Consider the following 17149-nt stretch of genomic DNA (forward strand, 5'->3'; position numbering starts at 1 on the left):
CGGCGCGGTCCACGGGTCACCGAGCCCGTAGGGGCCGATCATGGGCAGAGGTGACGACCGACCAGCCGAGAGCAGGTGAACGCCATGAGTTCCGACAAGCGGGTCGGCGGCCGCTCCTTCCGCGACGCGATGACCCCGGCCAGGATCGCCGTCCTGGTGCTCGCCGCGCTCGCGCTGATCTTCATCTTCGAGAACACCAAGAAGATCAGGATCCGGCTGATCATCCCCGAGGTGACGATGCGGCTGTGGGCGGCGCTGCTGATCACCTTCGTGGTCGGTCTGCTGTGCGGCCTGGTCCTGCGGCGCGGCGGGAGCCGGCGCAGCCGGTACTGAGCCCGGCGGGCCCTCCGGGAACCGCCTCAGACCTGCACGTCGGCGGTGAGCGGTTTCCCCATGCACACGCTCAGCTCGTCGTTCCGGTAGACCCCGAACTTCGGCACCGGCAGATATCCGCAGGACTCGTACAGCGCGATCGCCTCGGGCTGTTTCAGTCCGGTCTCCAGCACCATCCGGGTCCGGCCGGCCGCAGCCGCGGTCGTCTCCAGCCGGGCCAGCAACGCCCTGGCCAGCCCCCGCCCGCGCGCCTCGGGCACCACGAACATCCGCTTGATCTCGGCGTCCCCGTCGTGGAAACCCTCCGGCGAGGCGTCCTTCGCCCGCCATCCGCCGCTGGCCACCGGTGTGCCCTGCGCGTCGTACACCAGCAGGTACAGACCCTGCGGGGGCTCGAAGTGCGCCGCGTCCATGGGGGTGATGTCGCCGTCCCCGTAGCGCCGTACGTACTCCTGCTGCACCAGGTCGTTGAGCTTCACCGCGTCGGGGGCGTCATAGCGCGTCGTTCTGATCTCCACAGGCCACATCGTACGGCGCTCGTACCTTTGTACGATGCCGGGGCGGTCGGCCGGACCCGGACGGCGACGGGCTGGGGACAGCCCGGGGACGGGCCGGGGACGGTCTGGGTCCGGCCGGCGGACGGCGGTCGCCGGCCCTCCGGGTAAGGTCCTGGCGTGCCATTCACCGTTACCACCGTGAACGTCAACGGTCTGCGCGCAGCCGCCAGGAAGGGCTTCCCCGCCTGGCTCGCGGCCACCAGCGCCGACGTCGTCTGCCTGCAGGAAGTCCGGGCCGAGCCCGACCAGCTCCCGCCCGAGCTGCGCGATCCCGCCGGCTGGCACGCGTACCACGCGCCGGCCGCCGCCAAGGGCCGGGCCGGTGTCTCGGTCTACAGCCGCTCGGCGCCCGCCGCGGTCCGGGTCGGCTTCGGCTCCGCGGAGTTCGACGCGTCCGGCCGCTACCTGGAGATCGACCTGCCGGACGCCGGACCCGGTCTCACCGTCGGCAGCCTCTACCTGCCCTCCGGCGAGGCCGGCACCGAGCGGCAGGACGAGAAGCTGCGCTTCATGGACGCCTTCGGCGACCACCTCGGCGACCTGCACGCCAAGGCCGCGGCCGGCGGCACCCACGCACTGGTCTGCGGTGACTGGAACATCGCCCACCGGGAGGCCGACCTGAAGAACTGGCGGTCCAACCAGAAAGCGGCGGGCTTCCTGCCCGAGGAGCGCGCCTGGCTGAGCGGTGTCCTCACCGCGTGGACCGACGTCGTCCGCCACCTGCACCCCGACACCACCGGCCCGTACTCGTGGTGGTCCTACCGCGGCAAGGCCTTCGACAACGACGCCGGCTGGCGGATCGACTACCAGGTCGCCACCCCGGGCCTGGCCCGTACCGCCACCGCGGCCGTGGTCGAACGCGCCGCCTCCTACGACCTGCGCTGGTCCGACCACGCCCCGGTGACGGTCAGCTACGACCTCTGACCGGCGGCCCGCGGCCGGCCGTCCGCCCGGGTCGCGCGACGGGTTCCTGCGGCACGGGCCCCGCGCCGGGCGGGCGGGAGAACCCCGTGGTCCGCGGGCCGGGCCCGATGGCATGCTGAGCCGGTGAACCGACCGCACATCACCGTACGGGTCCCTGCCGGCCTGCGGCTCTTCCTCCCCGCCGACCGGCGCGGCGAGTCCACCGACGTGGCCACCGACGGTTCCTCCTCGCTCGGCCACGTCGTCGAGTCCCTGGGCATCCCGCTCACCGAAGTAGGCGGGCTCGCCGTCGACGGACGGGAGGTGCCGCGCTCGTACGTCCCCGCCGACGGCGCCGATGTGACGGTCGACGCCGTCGTCCGCCCCCAACGCGTGCCCGGCGCCCCGCTGCGCTTCCTGCTCGACGTCCATCTGGGCACGCTGGCCCGCCGGTTGCGCCTGCTCGGTGTCGACACCGCCTACGAGAACGAGGACATCGGCGACCCAGCGCTCGCCGCGATGTCCGCCGCGGAGCGCCGGGTGCTGCTCTCCCGCGACCGCGGCCTGCTGCGCCGCCGGGAGCTGTGGGCCGGCGGCTATGTCTACAGTGACCGCCCGGCCGAGCAACTGCCCGACGTGCTCTCCCGTTTCGCGCCCGACCTCGCCCCCTGGACCCGCTGCGTCGCCTGCAACGGCCCGCTCACCCCCGCCGACAAGGACACCGTCCGCGCCCAACTGGAGGACGGCACCCGGAAGTCCTACGACGTCTTCGCCCAGTGCGCGTCCTGTGGCCGCGCCTACTGGAAGGGCGCGCACCACGCCCAGTTGGCGGCGCTGGTGGACGAGGCGATGCGCGCGTTCGGACCGCGGGCGGTACGGGGGCGGGGAGCGTAACGCGCTGCCCCGGCCCCTGGTGGGCACAACGCCCCCCGCCCCCGGCGGGCGTCACCCCTCCGCGAGCCCTGCCCGTACCGATGCCAGCGCCGCCGCCGCGTCCGGGAAGCCGGCCTGCTCGCAGCGGGTGATCGCCGCGTTGAGCCGGGCCGTCGCGGCCGGCAGCGATCCGAGGGCGTTGGCCTCGATGAGGGCGGCGATGCGGACCGCTTCCGCGCGGGGTTCCTCGCCGGCGTGACCGCCGGCTTCATAGGCGGCGATGGCCCGCTCCATCTCGGCCAGGCCCTCGTCGTACGCGTTGGCGGTGACGTAACTGCGGCCGCGCTGGTAATGGGTGGCGCCGGTCTGGTACCAGGTCACGAAGTCGTCCGTCGACTCCGGGAACGCGGCGCAGAGCGCGTCGGCCTCGGCGAGGTGGGCCAGCGCCTTGTCCAGACCGGCGGCCTCCTCGTCGGCCATGGTCAGCCGGGCGAACTCGCGCATCATGCCCGCCACCGGAGCCGGCCGCGGGGCGACGCCGTGCGAGGACACCGCGCGGGCGTAGGCGGTGCGGGCGGCGTCCCACATCCCCGCCCTGGCCAGGGCGGCCGCCGCCTCGCAGGCCACCAGCGTGTGGGTGAACTGCTCGTCGGTCCACTCGGCCACCACGTCGGCCAGCCGCAGGAACTCCTCGGCCGCCGCCCGCTTCTCGCCGAGCGCCGCCAGCCCGCGGGCGAGGTTCAGCCGCACCTGGGCGAGCAGCCGCGGCTCGATCCCCTCGGTACCGCCGAGCAGCACCGACTCCAGGACCGCCACCGAGTCGGCCTGCCGCCCGTCCTGGGCGAGCAGGTCGGCCAGTTCCAGCCGGATCTGCGCCGCGTGTTCGTCGGCGCCGTCCCGGTCCAGCCGGTCCGCCGCCTCCGACAAGTGCCGTACGGCGGCGGTGAGATCACCGGAGTGCGCGCCGGCGTGGCCGAGCAGGGCGTGGAAGGGACCGAGGGACAAGGTCGCGTCGGGCCAGCGGGCGGCGGCAGCCAGCGCCTGATGGATCAGCGGAACCGCCTCCGCGGCCCGGCCGGACTGCATCGTGACCTGGGCCAGCAGCGCCAGCGGGCGGGGGGTCCGCCACGGCTGCCCGGCCTCTTCGAGCAGGGCGAGCGCGGTGGTCAGCTGCTCGGTGGCCGTCTCCAGCGCGCCGTCGCGGGCGGCCACGTCGGCCGCGTACTGCCGGGCTGCCGAGGCCCGTGACGGCGACTGCCAGCGTTCCGCCGCGCGCAGCAGCCGCTCGACGGACGCGTCGAAGTCCGCGCGGGCCGCTTCCGACGGCTCGGGCAGTTCGGCGAGCAGGGCGTGCCGGGTGACCATCGCCGCGCACTGCAGGATCGCCAGACAGCGGTCGGCCTCCATCCCGCTCCCGGCACCCTCCCGCGCCGCCAGCAGCCCTTCGGCCAGGCGTACTTCGGCGTCCAGGTCGGCGCGCGCCGTGGAGCAGTCGACCGCCGGGTCCCGTTCGTTCGCGGCCACCAGCGCGGTCACCGCCCTGGCCCGCGCGGCGGCGGCCCGCCACGGCTCTCCGGCCTCCTCGTAGAGCTCCGCGGCCCGCAGCATCGCCGTCCTGGCCGGCTCCCACTCCTCCCGGTCGAAGCCGTCGAAGCCCAGCCGCTCGGCGAGTTCGGCCCGCAGCACCACCTCCGGCCCGACCCGGTCGTCGTGGACGTGGCCAGGGCGCTGCGTCAGCTCCCGGATCCGAGCCCACAACGCGTCGGCCGCGGGCTGCCCGACCAGCGACAACTCCCTTGCCCGGGCGACCAGTCCGGCGAAGTCGTCCGGGATCTCCGCGGTGGCCGCGACCGCTGCCGGCGGCACGGCCCGCGGTGTTCCGGCGACGGCCTTCGCCCGTATGCCCAGCGCCAGCGGCTCGTCCACCAGCGGCTCCCCGGCCAGCCGGGCGCCGCGCCGCGCGCTCACCGCCGCTGTGCCGTTCCGGGCGTCGAAGGCCGCCGCGAGGCCGGACGCGTCGGCCCGCACCTGCGAGAGCAGTGTGCCCACGGTCCAGTTGCGCCCGGGCGGGCCGGCCACCGCGACGTCCTCGTGGCCCTGCCCGGCCAGCCGGGCCAGCAGGATCTCCACGCCGGTCAGGAAGTCGAGCCGGTCCAGCGGGGCGCCGGTGATCTCGAAGAGCGCCCGGTTCTCGGCCAGCACCTCAAGTCCGCGGCCCTCGTTGCGCGACAGGGCGCAGAACTCCAGGTGCAGGCCGATCGAACCGGCCATGTCCGGCTTGCCGCGGGCGAACCGGTAGCCGGTGAGGTGGCAGGAGCGTGCCTCGTCCAGCCGTCCGGCCCGCAGCAGCGGGGTCAGCGCGTGCGCCATGCTGGCGAACGGCTCCTCAAGGCAGGTCTGCCGGCCGGTCAGCACCGGCGCCCACGCCTCCAGGGCCCGGGCGTCGTCGCCGGCCGCCACATGGTGCAGCGCCAGGTGCCGGGTCTCGCATGCCTCGCAGTCGCTCAGATCGGTCCGCGGCCGGGACACCCACAGGTCGTAGGCCTCGTCCCTGCCTGCTCCGGTGTGCGCGGCGACCTGGTACCGCATCGCGTACACCGGCTGCATGCCGTGCCCCGCCGTGCGGTAGCGGTCCCGCATCTCCCCGGTCCACCGTTCGATGGCCGCCAGCGGCACCTCAGGCACCTGGAGCAGCGCGGTGGTCACCCACTTGTAGCGCCAGTAGAGCTGGTGCTCCTCCCACTCGCTGAAGTCCTCGGGGCGCGCGTCCCACATCCGGGAGATCCGCGCGAACACCACCGGCGACTTCCGCTCCTCACCGGAGTACGTGTACGCCGACATCAGCTCGAAGAGCGCGGTGACCAGCGCCCCCTTGTCGTCGAACTGCTCGGCGGCCTCGACGAGTTCCTCGGCGCGCACGGTCCGCGGCCGGCCGTACGGGCGCTCGTTGTTCTCGCGCAGCGCCTCGAAGACGGCTTCCGGCGTGTCCGTCATGACGTCTCCCCCCGCGGGTCGCTCCCGGTCTCGTGCATGGCATGGTCCAGCAGGCCGATGAAGGCCCGGTTCAGCAGTGCGCTCTCGGTGGGCCGCAGTGGGCGGCGGGTCAGCAGCAGCGCCTGGCCGTACAGTGCCTCCACCGCCGTCACCGCGAGCCCCGGCTCGGTGACCGAAGCGGCCCGCCGCACCAGCGGGTTGAGATGGTTGAGCACCAACTGGGCGCGGGGCGCGGCGGATCGCAGCGAGCCGAGGATGTCCGCCCACAACCCGTCGGCCTCCGTGGCCAGTTCGGTACGGGTCCGTTCGTGCCGGGCCTCCCGGCTGTCCAGCAGCAGCGACGGTGCGCTGACCGGGTGGAAACTGCGCAGCACCACATCGCAGTCGAACTGGGCGATCACCTCGCGGGCGGTGTGCAGGAAGGCCGCCGCGGCCAGTTCGGCCGCCGGGTCCACCGTGTCCAGGTGGGCGGTGACCGTCGTGGGGTCGAGGTCCGTGACCGAGCTGCCGGGCCGGATCTCCGGCAGCCGGTGCACCAGGTCCCGGTCGTAGGCGTAACCGCCGTTGACCACGCCGAGGCCGGCGGCGCTCGCGATCGGCGCCACCTGCCGGAACTCCTCCACCGACTGCGTCACCAGGATCACCGGGTGCGCCCGGGCGAACTCGTCCAGCGTCACCTGCCCGTCGGTGGTCTCGAACGGCAGCCACGGCAGCAGCAGCCGCAGCAGTTCGTCGTCGTAGCGGGCCAGCGCCTTGACCGCCAGGTGGTGGGTGGCGATGAACTGGTGCAGCAGTGCGGGATCGCCGGCCGAAAGACCGGTGAGCCAGTCGCGGATCCGGGCCCCGAGCGCGTCGCGGATCGCGGCGAGTGTCTCGTCCTCGTACAGCGCCTCGCGCGAGGCGGTCGGCCGCAGGCTGTCCGCGTCCACCACGCAGCGGACGAAGAAGGCCCAGTCGGGGAGGAGTTCATGGGCCTGGTCGGAGAGCAGCATGCCCTTGAGGTGCACCCGGTGCCCCGCCTGCCGGGAGGGATGCACCGACGTCGGCAGCACGTACGCCACCCCGCGCAGTCCGACCAGCGGCAGGTCGAGGTCGATCGTGTCCAGCGGGGTGAAGTCGAACGTCCTGCGGCAGTGCTCGACCAGCGCCTCTTTGCGGGCCAGCGGCGAGCCGTACCGCCGCTGCCACGGTGGGGGCGTGTCGTTGATCCGGGTCACCCGGCCGCCGGCGTCCTCGACGGTGACCTCGTGCCGCAGCAGGGCGCCGTAGTGCCGGGCCAGCGCCACCACCTGCTCGGGGCGGGTCCATTCGGCCGCGTCCGGGCGCGGGACCAGGGTGACGGTGGTGCCGGGCTCTGTGACGGCGCCGGCCGGCAGCGGCCGGATCGCGTAGCGGCCGTCGGAGCCGCCGCGCCATTCCACCGCGGGCGCCGCCGGGTCGGCAGCGGACTTCGTGGTGACGGTGATCTCGTCGGCCACCACGAAGCAGGCGAGCAGCCCGATCCCGAACTGGCCGATGAAGTCGCCGCGGGCCGAGGCCAGTTCGGCGCCGTCCAGGCCGCCGTCCGCGCCGCGCTTGGAGCTCCGGCCGATGGTGGCGAGGAAGCGGTGCACGTCGGCCTCGGTGAGGCCGACCCCGGTGTCGGTGACGGTCAGCCGGCCGTCCGCGGTGCGGACCGTGATCCGGGCCGGCGCCCCGGCGTCGAGCGCCTGCCGGGCGGTGATGGCGTCCACCGCGTTCTGCAGCAGCTCCCTCAAGTAGACCCGGGGGCTGGAGTAGAGGTGGTGGGAGAGCAGGTCGACCAGGCCCCGCAGGTCGACCTGGAACGTGTGTGTTGACTGTGCGTCGTCTGACACCGATGGCGGCTTTCTCGTCGGTGGGCGGGTGACTCGACCGGGCTCGACGGCCCGGGTGCCCGGGGCTCGTACGGCGTTTCCCAGCGGGGGAGTCAGGGGAGTCAGGGGAGTCGGGGGAGGGGGGGAGTCAGGGGAGGCGGGCGCGCGGCCGGCCCGGGTCACCCCCGGCAGCGGGACCGCCACTCGCGGAACGGCACCGTCGGATCCTGCCCGTCGAGATACATCCACGGGAACTGGGTGACGCTCCCGTCGAGCACCCGGAACAGGTCGCGGGCCGCCTCGGACTCCCCGGCGAGCGCGAACGCCAGCGCGAAGGTGTTGAAGCCGCGGGTCCAGTCCCGGTGGCGGACGTACTGCGGGTGGTGCACGGAGAGTTCCGCGGCCTCGTACAGCTGGAGGATGACGGCGGAGCTGCGCATGTAGGCGCTGCCGCCGGCCCCGTCGTCCAGCCACTGCTCCAGGTGCGCGATGGCGACGAGTTCACCGAGCGGGCCGCCGGCCGGTGCGGCGAGCACCGACTCACGGGCGAAGCGGTGCATCTGTTCGTGCGAGCCGCCCCACTTGTCGCACACCTGCTGCAACTGCTGCCGGTGACTTGCCAGATGACCGGGGCTGCGGCGTACCGCGGCCTCGAACCGGCCGGCCGCGGCGCGCGTCCCCACCTGGAGTCCCCGGCCGGCGATCTGCAGGAAGTACCAGGGCGCGACCCAGCCGGGTTCGCGCTCCGCCACCTCGTACAACTGGTCTTCGGCGAGGCGCAGCCGGCTGTGGAAGACCTCGAACTGCTCCTCGGAGACGTACTTGGCCATCTTGCGGGTGCGGGCCTGCCAGGCCCACTCGATGTGCCGGGCGCCCGAGACCAGCAGCGGCAGCGCCGACTCCGGCTGCGCCGCAACCACCTCGCCGATCCAGCTCTCGACGCCGTCGATCGCGGCCAGACCCTCGACCAGCCAGGTCAGATCCTCGCCGTCCACGGCGAGATCCAGCTGCTCGCGCAGCAGCGGCCACTGTCCGGCCGTCGCGCCCTGTGCGGTCTCGCGCAGGGCAGCGAGCCGCGGATCGCCGTAGCTGGGGTCGACCCAGGGCGTGGCGCGCCGCCGGCGGGACACCCCGGTCTCGGCGCGGCGACGGATCAACGGCATGAAGGCCCCCCTTGATTGCTGCTCCCCCGAGGACGTGCCAACGCTGCCCCCGACGCAGTACATATCACGGCCGGCTGAGCGACAGATCCGGCGGGGCTTCCTCCGCCGGGACCTGCGGCGACACCCACGCAGGCGGTCTGTCGCGCGTGCCCCGGCACGTCACCTTTCGGCCCCGCCGCTTCCGCCGGCACCGGCGGCTGGCTGTGGCCCATGGAGTTCGAGCCCCGGGAGGGCGGCGGTTCCTGGGTGCGGTACGTGCACAGCGGCATCTTCGTCGACGACTGGGAGAATCAGTACGACGGCGCCGACAAGCACACCGACTTCTACCTCCACACCCTGCGCCAGTACCTCCTGCACTTCACCGGCCGCCCCGCGGCCTTCGCCACCGCCTCGGGCTCCGGCGCGGCCGGCGCCCGGACGCCCTGACCGTCGCCGCCCGGGCCCTCGGCCTCGCGCCGGGGGCCGCCGAGGGCGACACGGTCCGCGTCCAGCTCCCCGGCGCGGCCCACTCCTCGCAGGCCGTACTGGACTATCTGAACCCGTACTTCATCGGCCTGCGCACCGGCCACGCGATGTACCGCGTCTTCGGCCGCAACCGGTCCGGTGCCACGGTCGGTCTCGCGGTCCACGACTTCGCCCCGCAGGCCGACCCCGCGTCTCTCGAAGCGGACCTGAAGCACTGGCTCGACGGGGTCTACGGGGTCGGGTGACCGCGGAGACCCGCCTACGGGGCCACCCGACCCGGCCCGGGAGCGGCACGTCCCGCTCCCGTCGCACCTGGCGGGACGGCCGCCCGACAGCCGCGGGCCGTGTCCGTACTCCCGCCGCCGCAAACCCTGAACCATGGAGAATTTCTGTTATCCGGCCCGGTCGGCGGCCGTCTCCTGTGTGTCGGGGATGGCATGCCGGGAGAGGTCGGAGCGATGGGACACAGGGGACGGCGCAAGGGGCAGGGCGGCCTGCTGGCCGCAGCCGCGCTGGCGGTGGCCGCGCTGTGTGTGGCGGTGTACGTCGTGGTCGGCCATGGCGGCAGGTCGGCAACGGCCGGTCGTGGCACACCTGTTGCCGACGCGGGAAGCACGGCCCCACCCGTACCCGCGCCCACCACGGTGCGGCCGTCGCCGACCACCCCTTCGGCCACCCCGACCAGGAGAAAGCCGACGACGAAGCCCCCGTCCGTACGACCCGCGCCGAAGCCCCGGCACAAGAAGGCGGCGGCTCCGCCCGCGACCGGCGCCGGCCTCGCGCCCCAGGCGGGCACCCGGGTGTTCACCTTCGTCAACAACGTGAGCCAGACCATCTGGCTGGCCTCCGGCGAGCAGACGGCGCAGCCCGCACTGGGAACCACCGGCTGGGTGCTGAAGGCCGGGCAGACACTCAGCGTCCGGGTTCCCGACCACTGGAACGGCCGCTTCTGGGGCCGCACCGGCTGCAGTTTCGACACGGCGGGCCGCGGCCACTGCGAAACCGGTGACTGCGACGGCAGGTTCCAGTGCGCGGGCTACGGGGTGATCCCGGCGACCCTCGCGGAGTTCAACCTCAACGCCTGGAACGGGCTCGACTTCTACGACGTGAGCCTGGTCGACGGCTCCAACCTGCCGATGTACATCAACCTCGTCGGCGGCACCACCAAGGACCCGGTGAGCGCGAACGGCTGCTCGGCCGCCGGCTGCACCCGCGCGGTCGCCTGCCCCGCCGAACTCAAGGTCACCTCGGGCGGCCGGACGGTGGGTTGCGAGTCGCCGTGCGGGGTCTTCGACACCGACCAGTACTGCTGCCGGGCCCAGTGGGCGCCGCGCGACAAGTGCCTGCCGGACCAGTGGCCGGTGGACTACGCGGCGATCTTCAAGAAGGCCGAGCCGTTCGCGTACTCCTACGTGGACGACGACGCGACCAGCACCTTCACCAGCAACGGCGAGGCCGGGTACCGGATCACCTTCGGGGTGAGTCCGTAGGCCACTTCCTGTACAGTTGCCCAGGAAATCGAGCCCTGGGGGATACGGTGAACGTCGTTGCGAACGTGCTGGTCGGACTCGTTGCCGCCTTTCACGTCTATGTGCTGGTCCTGGAGATGTTCCTGTGGCAGGGACCGCGCGGCCGGGTGCTGCACGGCCTCGACGCGGCCGGCGCCCGTATCACCGCGCCGCTCGCCGCCAACCAGGGCCTCTACAACGGGTTTCTGGCCGCCGGGCTGGTCTGGGGGCTGATCGCCGGGGACCCGGTGGGCTTCCAGGCGAAGGTCTTCTTCCTGTGCTGCGTGATCGTCGCGGGGGCGTACGGCGCCGCCACCGCGTCCCGCACGATCCTCTTCGCCCAGTTCGCGCCGGCGGTGGTCACGCTCGTCGTGGTGCTCGTGGCGGCATGACCACGGAACCCGACGGCCAGGACAGACCCGGCGACCCGCGGACGATCCGTACCCGCGCCCGGCTGCGGGCCGCGCTCCTCGCCGAGTGCGAACAGCGCCCGCTGGACCAGGTCAGCCTCTCGGCGGTGGCCCGCCGCGCCGGGGTCGGCCGGGCCACCCTCTATCTGCACTACGAGGGGCTCCAGGCGCTGGCGGTCGACGCGTGCGCCGACGTCGTACGGCAAGGGGTCGACGCCCTGCACGCCTGGACCGGTGCCCCCTCGCCCGATGCCCCGCCCGCCCCGCTCACCGACTTCCTCGTCGCCGTCCACCGGCGGGCCGCTCTCTACCGCGCCCTGCTGCCCGACGGCGCCGGCGGCCCGCTCGGCACTCTTCTGCACCGGGAGTTGCGCGCCCGCTCCCACGCGGAGCGGGTCAGAGCCGGCGCCCCGTACCCCGACCTCGCCGCCGCCGCGACCGCCGCCACCTTCACCGGGCTGCTCGCCGACTGGCTCCACGGGCAGGTCGAACTGAGCCCCGAGGACTTCGCCCGGCATGTCTGGCGCCTGCTGCTCGCCGTCCACCGCACCATCCGCTGATCGCACGCAGCGACACGCCCCTGCGAACGAAAGGTGAATCTCCTGGACCAAACGGACGACATCAGGGGGCGAGTGGTTACCCAGAGCCGAAGGTTTGCGAGGATGAGAACGATGACTTCCGCTTTTCCTGACGCGCCCCATGAGCGCGGAGACGACGAAGACCGCGGCCGGAACCGGCACCGCGGTCCCCGGCGCGCGCCCCGGCGCAGGATGATGCTGGCGACCGCCGGCGCCGTCGGCCTTGTCGTGGCCGGCGCCGGATACCTCGTGGTGGCCCGGCACAACGGCACCGCCGTCGCCGCCGACGGACAGCGCGGGCCCGCCTCCGGGCGGCTGTCCGCCACCGCGCCGGCGACCCCGTCGGCCACGCCGAGCCCTGCTGACGCGCTGCCCACCGGGATCCCCGGACTCGGCCCCAGGACACGCGGCCGGATCCCGGCCACCACCCGGCAGGTGCTGGTCGCCTCCGGCAAGGCGAAGAACTCCGCGGACACCCTGGTCACCCTCTGGTCCCGTACCGACGACGGCCACTGGAAGGCCGGCGCCACCTGGCCCGCCCACAACGCCCTCCACGGCTGGACGAGTTCGCACCACGCGGGCGATCTGCACAGCCCCATCGGGGTGTTCACGCTTCACGACGCCGGCGGCTTCGACGCCGACCCCGGGTCCGCACTGCCGTACCACCACTCGTCCAAGTTCCAGGCGGGCGGCGTCGGTTTCGACGGCGAGACGCTGGATCAGGCGTTCGACTACGTGATCGCCATCGACTACAACCGCGTCGCCGGCACCTCCCCGCTCGACGGCACGCAGCCGCTCGGGCCGAGCCGCGGGGGCGGGATCTGGGTGCATGTGGACCACGGCGGCCCGACCCACGGCTGCGTGAGCGTCTCGGCCGCGCACATGGTCGACCTGCTGCGCACACTCCAGCCGGCCGACCACCCGGTGATCGTGATGGGCGACCACACGTCCCTGTCCGCCTGAAGCCGCAAGCCGCAAGCCACCGGGCGCCGGGTTCCCACGGCTGCCGCGCGCTGCGGTCAGCCGCCGGATCCCGGCGCCCGGTGGCCCGGTGCCTCAGCCGCGCGGCACCACCAGGGACTGCACGTCCGGCAGGCTCTTCCAGTCGTTGGACGCGACCGTGGCGTGCGCCTTGGCCAGCAGCGCCACCCGCGCCGCGGCGTCCGCGGGCGACGGATTCACGTCGTCCAGGGCAGGCGCCACGTTCTGCGAGTCGGTCATGAAGAGCAGGTAGTGGTTGGTGTCGTACCAGCTCGTGTCGATGGACCCGTTGAGGTAGGTGGCCGCGTCACCGTCGAAGGCCACGAACCAGGGACGGATCGAGGTGTCCGAGTAGCGCGTACGCGGGTCGCCCGCCGCGGCGTTGTGCACCGAGGGGAAGATGTTCGCCTGCGCGGTCTTGCCCTGGGTGTGCAGGTCGCGCAGGTACTGCGCGTACTCCTTGTCCGTCCACAGCGAGTCGGTCGGGTTGGACTCCTCGACGGTGCCCGGGATGACCTCAAGCAGCACCTTGCCGGCGAGCTGCTGCCGGGTCGGCCAGTTGCCCGCCTTCGCCGCGTCGTCGAGGGTGGCGTACTGCCCGCCGCCCGGCTTGTTGAGCAGGTCGTTCGGCTTGAAGACCAGGTTGCCCAGGTGGGCGCTGATCGACTGGTCGAGCTTGGCCGGGCTCAGTCCGAAGGTGGCCTGGAAGCCCGCCTTCATCTCCAGCTTGATGATCAGCGGACCGTGCCCGGGGTGCGCGCCGAGCCACACCCGCACGTCGTCAAGGCAGCTCTCCAGGTCCTTGTTGGCACCGCCGGTGTAGAGCTGCGCGGCCGAGGACGCGTCGACGCAGTTGTTGCTGTTGCCCAGCGGGTTGGAGTGGCTGACCTTCCACTCCTGGGTGATGAAGTCGTCCCAGACGTCCAGCTCGATCATCGAGGTGCCCGTGTCGAGCGCCTGTGCGAGGTACGTGAACGTGGCGGGGTCGTAACTGTTGTGCAGGCCCGACGTGGTGGCGCCGGACAGCGGCAGTGAGTCCGTGCCGGCGGCGGAGGCGGCGGTGCCCGCTCCGGGGCCGGCGACGGCGAACGCCAGGCATGCGGTCAGCGTGCCGAGCAGCGCGGTGCGCAGCGCCGCACGGGGGCGAAGGGTAACTCGACGACGGGACGTCGGACCGGTCACGTGTCCTCCTATGGGGGGTGGCTCTCCGTTCAGGACGGTGACGGCCACGCGTGAATCGACGGAGACATGACACGTAACGCGATCTGGATTCCGCCTGTCAGCTCCGCATCGCGCCGATCTTAGGGCGCGGGGGAGCGGGTGGAACCCCCTTGGTGGGGCGGTGGTTGATGCTGCGTCAGGTGGGGGAAGGCTTCTGTTCGGGTTGATGGTGATACGGGAGGATCGGTACGCCGGGGCAGGCGCCTAGGCTTTCGCGGCAGATCTCGCTGCGGGAAGCCGCGGCCGGCTGAAGGAGTCACCCGGCCGTCCGGGCCGGCGCCGGCCGCTTCACGAGCCTTCGTTCATGCGCCTTCGCTCACGCGGTGGTGAGCTTGGCGACATCGGGGGCGTAGACGGTCATCCAGTGCGGGCGCAGCCGGTAGTAGACCACCTCGTGGTCCCAGTCGAAGCTGTCGTCGCCGTAGAAGTCCTTGAAGTACGCGAGCAGTTCGGGCCAGTCCGCGGCCGGCTCGCCCTCCTCGGGGTTGAGGATCTCCACCGTGCCGTGCGTGAAGACGCCCAGGTCCTCACCGCGCAGGTGCGCGACGCTCGCGGCGGGGCGGGCGGCGAGGTGGCGGGCCTTCGCGGCGGTGCGGGCCGTGCCGAAGTGCCAGGTGCCGTGGAGGAAATGGCCGTCCGCGCCGCTGATCCGCGGCTCGCCCTTTGCCGTCACGGTGGACAGGGCGAGCGTGCACATGCCGGTCAGGATCCCGGTGAGCTGCTCCGCTGTCACCGTGCGCTCGGCGACGATCGAGCGGAGGTGGGCCGTGGCACCGGACAAGGAGGCGTCGAGCAGGGCCTGGAGCTCATTGACTTCTTCGGGTGTCTCGCGCATCCGGCCACTGTAGCCAGGGCCGGCCGGTCCGGGGACCGGACGCGGCGGCGGCTCCGGTCGCGGCGTGCGACCGTCGCGTCGGAACCCGCCGCCGGCCCGTTCTCCGTAGTCAGTTGCCCGTTCTCCCTTGCCCGTTGCCCGTTGCCCGTTGCCGCGAGTCTCCACGGCCGGCGTCAGGGACCGGTGAGGACGACGAGTTGCCGCGTCGCCCGGGTCATCGCGACATAGCGGTCGACCGCCCCTTCGATGCCCTCGCCGAACTTCTCCGGGTCGACGAGGACGACCAGGTCGAATTCGAGCCCCTTCGACAGCTCCGGGGGCAGCGACCGGACGCGGGGAGTCGCCAGGAAGGAGGGATCACCGATGACGCAGGCGATCCCGTCGGCGTGCGCCGCGAGCCAGCCGGCGAGGACCGTGTCCAGCTCCGCGACGGATCCGTGGACGACGGGCAGGCCGCCGCTGCGGATGGAGACCGGCACATTGGCGTCCGGGAGCGCGGCGCGGATGGCCGGCTCGGCTTCTGCCATGACCTCCTCCGGGGTGCGGTAGTTGATGCTCAGGGAGGCCACCGTGATCCGGTCGAGCCCGACCCGCTCCAGCCGCTCCTGCCACGACTCCGTGAACCCGTGCCGGGCCTGGGCCCGGTCCCCGACCACGGTGAAGCTGCGGGACGGGCAGCGCAGCAGCAGCATCTGCCACTCCGCGTCGGTCAGTTCCTGCGCCTCGTCCACGATGACGTGCGCGAACGGACCGGCGAGGGGTTCCGGGTCGGCGCGGGGCAGGGCGCTCTCGTCGATCAGGCTGTCCTGCAGGTCCCGTCCGTGCAGCATCCCCATCGCGCCTTCGCTCTCGTCGATCACGACGTTCTGCAGCAGGCTGTCGATGACGTCGGCCCTTCGCGCGCGTTCGGCGGCGACAGCGGCTTCGTGCCGGCGCGTGCGCGCGGACGCCTCCGGATCGCCGAGCCGCGCGCGTGCCGCGTCCAGGAGCGGCAGGTCGGACACCGTCCAGGCCTGGGCGTCCGCGCGCTGCAGCCTGCGGACCTCCTCCGGGCTGAGCCAGGGAGCGCACGCGCGCAGGTAGGCGGGCACCGACCACAGATCTCCGACGAGGTCACCTGCTTCGAGCATCGGCCACGCGCGGTTGAGCGTCCTGATCAGCTCGCGGTCCTGCAGCAGCGACCTGCGGAGCAGGTCGGGCGGGGCGTCGCTGTCGTCCTTGTCCATCAGGATCGTGAACAGCTCCTCCCGGATCTGGTCACGCGCCTCGTTGTGCGGAGTACCCGGTTCCACCGCCGCGAACGCCGCCGCCCAGTCGTCGGGGCTCAGCCAGAGGTCGGACCAGTGGGTCTCGACCGTCATCCCCTCGGTGGGCGGCTCCTCGTAGATGCCGACGGCCGGCTCGATCGCCTTCACCAGGTCCGCGGACGCCTTCAGCGCGGCCACGCCCGGGTCGGTCTCGGCCGCCGCCGCGGCTCCCTCGGCGACCAGGTCCCGCAGGGTGCAGGTCTTCACGCCCTCCTCGCCGAGACTGGGCAGCACGTCGGCGACGTAGGCCAGGTAGGGCTGGTGCGGACCGACGAAGAGTACCCCGCCCCTGCGGCGCCCGAGGCGCGGGTCGGAGTAGAGCAGGTGGGCGGCGCGGTGCAGGGCGACGACGGTCTTGCCCGTGCCGGGCCCGCCGTCGACGACGAGCGTGCCGCGGGAGCCCGCCCGGATCACGGCGTCCTGGTCGGCCTGGATGGTGGCGAGCACGTCGCGCATCCGGGCCGACCGGTTGCCGCCCAGACTGGCGATGAACGCGGACTGGTCGTCGAGCGCCGCGTGCCCTTCGAGCCCGTCGGCGGTGAACACCTCGTCCCAGTAGTCGCTGATCCGGCCGCGGGTCCAGCGGTACCTGCGGCGGCTCACCAGACCCATCGGGTTGGCGTGGGTCGCCGCGAAGAACGGCTCGGCCGCGGGGGAGCGCCAGTCGAGCAGCAGCCGGCGTCCGGCGCTGTCGGTGAGTCCGAGGCGCCCGATGTACACCGGCTCGGGGTCGCCCGCGGTGACGATGTGTCCCAGACACAGGTCAAGGCCGAAGCGGCGCAACGCGCGCAGGCGGCCGGTCAGCCGGTGGATCTCCGTGTCCCGGTCCATCGCCTCCCGGCCGATGCCACCAGGCGCCCTGCGCTCGGCCGCAAGGCTCTCGGAGAGTTCGGCGATCGTCAGCTCAAGGCTCTCCGCGATGGCCGCGAAGTGCCGTTCGTCGCGGTCGGTCAGCGCCGGGTCGGCCTTGGCGGAGAGCCGGTCGGGCAGGTCGAACGCGCTGGTGGTGAGGGGGTTCATGGCAGCAGCTCCGATCCGGGGTCGCGCCGGTTGGCGCCGTCGGCGCGCACTCCCGCGCCTCGGCGCCCCGAGCCCGCGACCGCGGCGCGCGCCGCCCCGCCACCGGCCCGGCGGCACCGCACGAACCGCGGACCGCACGAACCACGGACCGAAGAAAAAAGGCGCA

16 protein-coding genes are annotated in these 17149 nt (G+C 73.1%); 9 read left to right on the forward strand and 7 right to left on the reverse strand.

The window, feature by feature from the left end:
* Nucleotides 1–84 precede the first annotated feature (84 nt).
* Nucleotides 85–333: a hypothetical protein gene (locus tag OG552_RS29065; protein WP_329137922.1), complete on the forward strand. Its 249-nt coding sequence runs from the start codon at nucleotides 85–87 to the stop codon at nucleotides 331–333.
* 26 nt (nucleotides 334–359) lie between these two features.
* Here OG552_RS29065 and OG552_RS29070 read toward each other — a convergent pair whose 3' ends face one another.
* On the reverse strand, nucleotides 360–860 hold the full coding sequence (locus tag OG552_RS29070) for a GNAT family N-acetyltransferase (RefSeq protein WP_329137924.1): 501 nt from the start codon (nucleotides 858–860) through the stop codon (nucleotides 360–362).
* A gap of 147 nt (nucleotides 861–1007) precedes the next feature.
* On the opposite strand from OG552_RS29070, the gene OG552_RS29075 reads away from it, so the two are divergent.
* Both OG552_RS29075 and OG552_RS29080 read left to right on the forward strand, forming a co-directional pair.
* Nucleotides 1008–1814 (forward strand): exodeoxyribonuclease III, encoded by an 807-nt coding sequence (locus tag OG552_RS29075; RefSeq protein WP_329137927.1) that lies wholly within the window; start codon nucleotides 1008–1010, stop codon nucleotides 1812–1814.
* A gap of 123 nt (nucleotides 1815–1937) precedes the next feature.
* Nucleotides 1938–2687 (forward strand): Mut7-C RNAse domain-containing protein, encoded by a 750-nt coding sequence (locus tag OG552_RS29080; RefSeq protein WP_329137929.1) that lies wholly within the window; start codon nucleotides 1938–1940, stop codon nucleotides 2685–2687.
* Nucleotides 2688–2738: 51 nt separating this feature from the next.
* Here OG552_RS29080 and OG552_RS29085 read toward each other — a convergent pair whose 3' ends face one another.
* The 3 genes from OG552_RS29085 to OG552_RS29095 form a co-directional block, all read right to left on the reverse strand.
* Nucleotides 2739–5660, reverse strand: coding sequence for a hypothetical protein (locus OG552_RS29085; protein WP_329137931.1), 2922 nt, complete (start codon nucleotides 5658–5660; stop codon nucleotides 2739–2741).
* The gene (locus OG552_RS29090; protein ID WP_329137932.1) at nucleotides 5657–7516 is read right to left on the reverse strand and encodes an HSP90 family protein; all 1860 of its coding nucleotides are present in this window, start codon (nucleotides 7514–7516) and stop codon (nucleotides 5657–5659) included. Before OG552_RS29090 ends, OG552_RS29085 begins: the two co-directional genes overlap by 4 nt.
* Nucleotides 7517–7674: 158 nt before the next feature.
* Nucleotides 7675–8658: a hypothetical protein gene (locus tag OG552_RS29095; RefSeq protein ID WP_329137933.1), complete on the reverse strand. Its 984-nt coding sequence runs from the start codon at nucleotides 8656–8658 to the stop codon at nucleotides 7675–7677.
* A 210-nt stretch (nucleotides 8659–8868) separates the two neighbouring features.
* Here OG552_RS29095 and OG552_RS29100 point away from each other — a divergent pair, with 210 nt between their 5' ends.
* The 6 genes from OG552_RS29100 to OG552_RS29125 all read left to right on the forward strand — a co-directional run bounded on the left by OG552_RS29100 (nucleotide 8869) and on the right by OG552_RS29125 (nucleotide 12582).
* Nucleotides 8869–9084, forward strand: coding sequence for a hypothetical protein (locus OG552_RS29100; protein ID WP_329137934.1), 216 nt, complete (start codon nucleotides 8869–8871; stop codon nucleotides 9082–9084).
* Between the two features lie 146 nt (nucleotides 9085–9230).
* Nucleotides 9231–9368: a hypothetical protein gene (locus tag OG552_RS29105; RefSeq protein WP_329137936.1), complete on the forward strand. Its 138-nt coding sequence runs from the start codon at nucleotides 9231–9233 to the stop codon at nucleotides 9366–9368.
* A gap of 213 nt (nucleotides 9369–9581) precedes the next feature.
* Complete coding sequence (locus OG552_RS29110; RefSeq protein ID WP_329137937.1) at nucleotides 9582–10613, forward strand: thaumatin family protein; 1032 nt, start codon at nucleotides 9582–9584, stop codon at nucleotides 10611–10613.
* A gap of 47 nt (nucleotides 10614–10660) precedes the next feature.
* Nucleotides 10661–11023, forward strand: coding sequence for a DUF1304 domain-containing protein (locus OG552_RS29115; RefSeq protein WP_329137939.1), 363 nt, complete (start codon nucleotides 10661–10663; stop codon nucleotides 11021–11023).
* Nucleotides 11020–11601, forward strand: a complete 582-nt coding sequence (locus OG552_RS29120; RefSeq protein ID WP_329137941.1) for a TetR/AcrR family transcriptional regulator — start codon at nucleotides 11020–11022, stop codon at nucleotides 11599–11601. Before OG552_RS29115 ends, OG552_RS29120 begins: the two co-directional genes overlap by 4 nt.
* A gap of 102 nt (nucleotides 11602–11703) precedes the next feature.
* Nucleotides 11704–12582, forward strand: coding sequence for a L,D-transpeptidase family protein (locus tag OG552_RS29125; RefSeq protein ID WP_329137943.1), 879 nt, complete (start codon nucleotides 11704–11706; stop codon nucleotides 12580–12582).
* A gap of 93 nt (nucleotides 12583–12675) precedes the next feature.
* Here the strand turns inward: OG552_RS29125 and OG552_RS29130 are convergent, their stop codons facing one another.
* The 3 genes from OG552_RS29130 to helR all read right to left on the reverse strand — a co-directional run bounded on the left by OG552_RS29130 (nucleotide 12676) and on the right by helR (nucleotide 16983).
* Nucleotides 12676–13782, reverse strand: coding sequence for a phosphatidylinositol-specific phospholipase C domain-containing protein (locus tag OG552_RS29130; protein WP_329137944.1), 1107 nt, complete (start codon nucleotides 13780–13782; stop codon nucleotides 12676–12678).
* A gap of 355 nt (nucleotides 13783–14137) precedes the next feature.
* Nucleotides 14138–14656 carry a pyridoxamine 5'-phosphate oxidase family protein gene (locus OG552_RS29135; RefSeq protein WP_329137946.1) on the reverse strand — a complete coding sequence of 173 codons (519 nt, stop codon included), beginning with the start codon at nucleotides 14654–14656 and terminating at the stop codon, nucleotides 14138–14140.
* 173 nt (nucleotides 14657–14829) lie between these two features.
* Nucleotides 14830–16983 carry an RNA polymerase recycling motor ATPase HelR gene (gene helR, locus OG552_RS29140; protein ID WP_329137948.1) on the reverse strand — a complete coding sequence of 718 codons (2154 nt, stop codon included), beginning with the start codon at nucleotides 16981–16983 and terminating at the stop codon, nucleotides 14830–14832.
* Nucleotides 16984–17149 lie beyond the last annotated feature (166 nt).

Origin of the sequence: Streptomyces sp. NBC_01476 (assembly GCF_036227265.1) — a bacterium.
In the GTDB taxonomy this organism is placed as follows: domain Bacteria; phylum Actinomycetota; class Actinomycetes; order Streptomycetales; family Streptomycetaceae; genus Actinacidiphila.

What these genes read in the sequence shown, in the direction of transcription:
- OG552_RS29065 (WP_329137922.1), top strand. Translation starts at nt 85, where the DNA reads ATGAGTTCCGACAAGCGGGTCGGCGGCCGCTCCTTCCGCGACGCGATG.
- OG552_RS29070 (WP_329137924.1), bottom strand. Translation starts at nt 860, where the DNA reads ATGTGGCCTGTGGAGATCAGAACGACGCGCTATGACGCCCCCGACGCG.
- OG552_RS29085 (WP_329137931.1), bottom strand. Translation starts at nt 5,660, where the DNA reads ATGACGGACACGCCGGAAGCCGTCTTCGAGGCGCTGCGCGAGAACAAC.
- OG552_RS29095 (WP_329137933.1), bottom strand. Translation starts at nt 8,658, where the DNA reads ATGCCGTTGATCCGTCGCCGCGCCGAGACCGGGGTGTCCCGCCGGCGG.
- OG552_RS29100 (WP_329137934.1), top strand. Translation starts at nt 8,869, where the DNA reads ATGGAGTTCGAGCCCCGGGAGGGCGGCGGTTCCTGGGTGCGGTACGTG.
- OG552_RS29105 (WP_329137936.1), top strand. Translation starts at nt 9,231, where the DNA reads ATGTACCGCGTCTTCGGCCGCAACCGGTCCGGTGCCACGGTCGGTCTC.
- OG552_RS29110 (WP_329137937.1), top strand. Translation starts at nt 9,582, where the DNA reads ATGGGACACAGGGGACGGCGCAAGGGGCAGGGCGGCCTGCTGGCCGCA.
- OG552_RS29120 (WP_329137941.1), top strand. Translation starts at nt 11,020, where the DNA reads ATGACCACGGAACCCGACGGCCAGGACAGACCCGGCGACCCGCGGACG.
- OG552_RS29125 (WP_329137943.1), top strand. Translation starts at nt 11,704, where the DNA reads ATGAGAACGATGACTTCCGCTTTTCCTGACGCGCCCCATGAGCGCGGA.
- OG552_RS29135 (WP_329137946.1), bottom strand. Translation starts at nt 14,656, where the DNA reads ATGCGCGAGACACCCGAAGAAGTCAATGAGCTCCAGGCCCTGCTCGAC.
- helR (WP_329137948.1), bottom strand. Translation starts at nt 16,983, where the DNA reads ATGAACCCCCTCACCACCAGCGCGTTCGACCTGCCCGACCGGCTCTCC.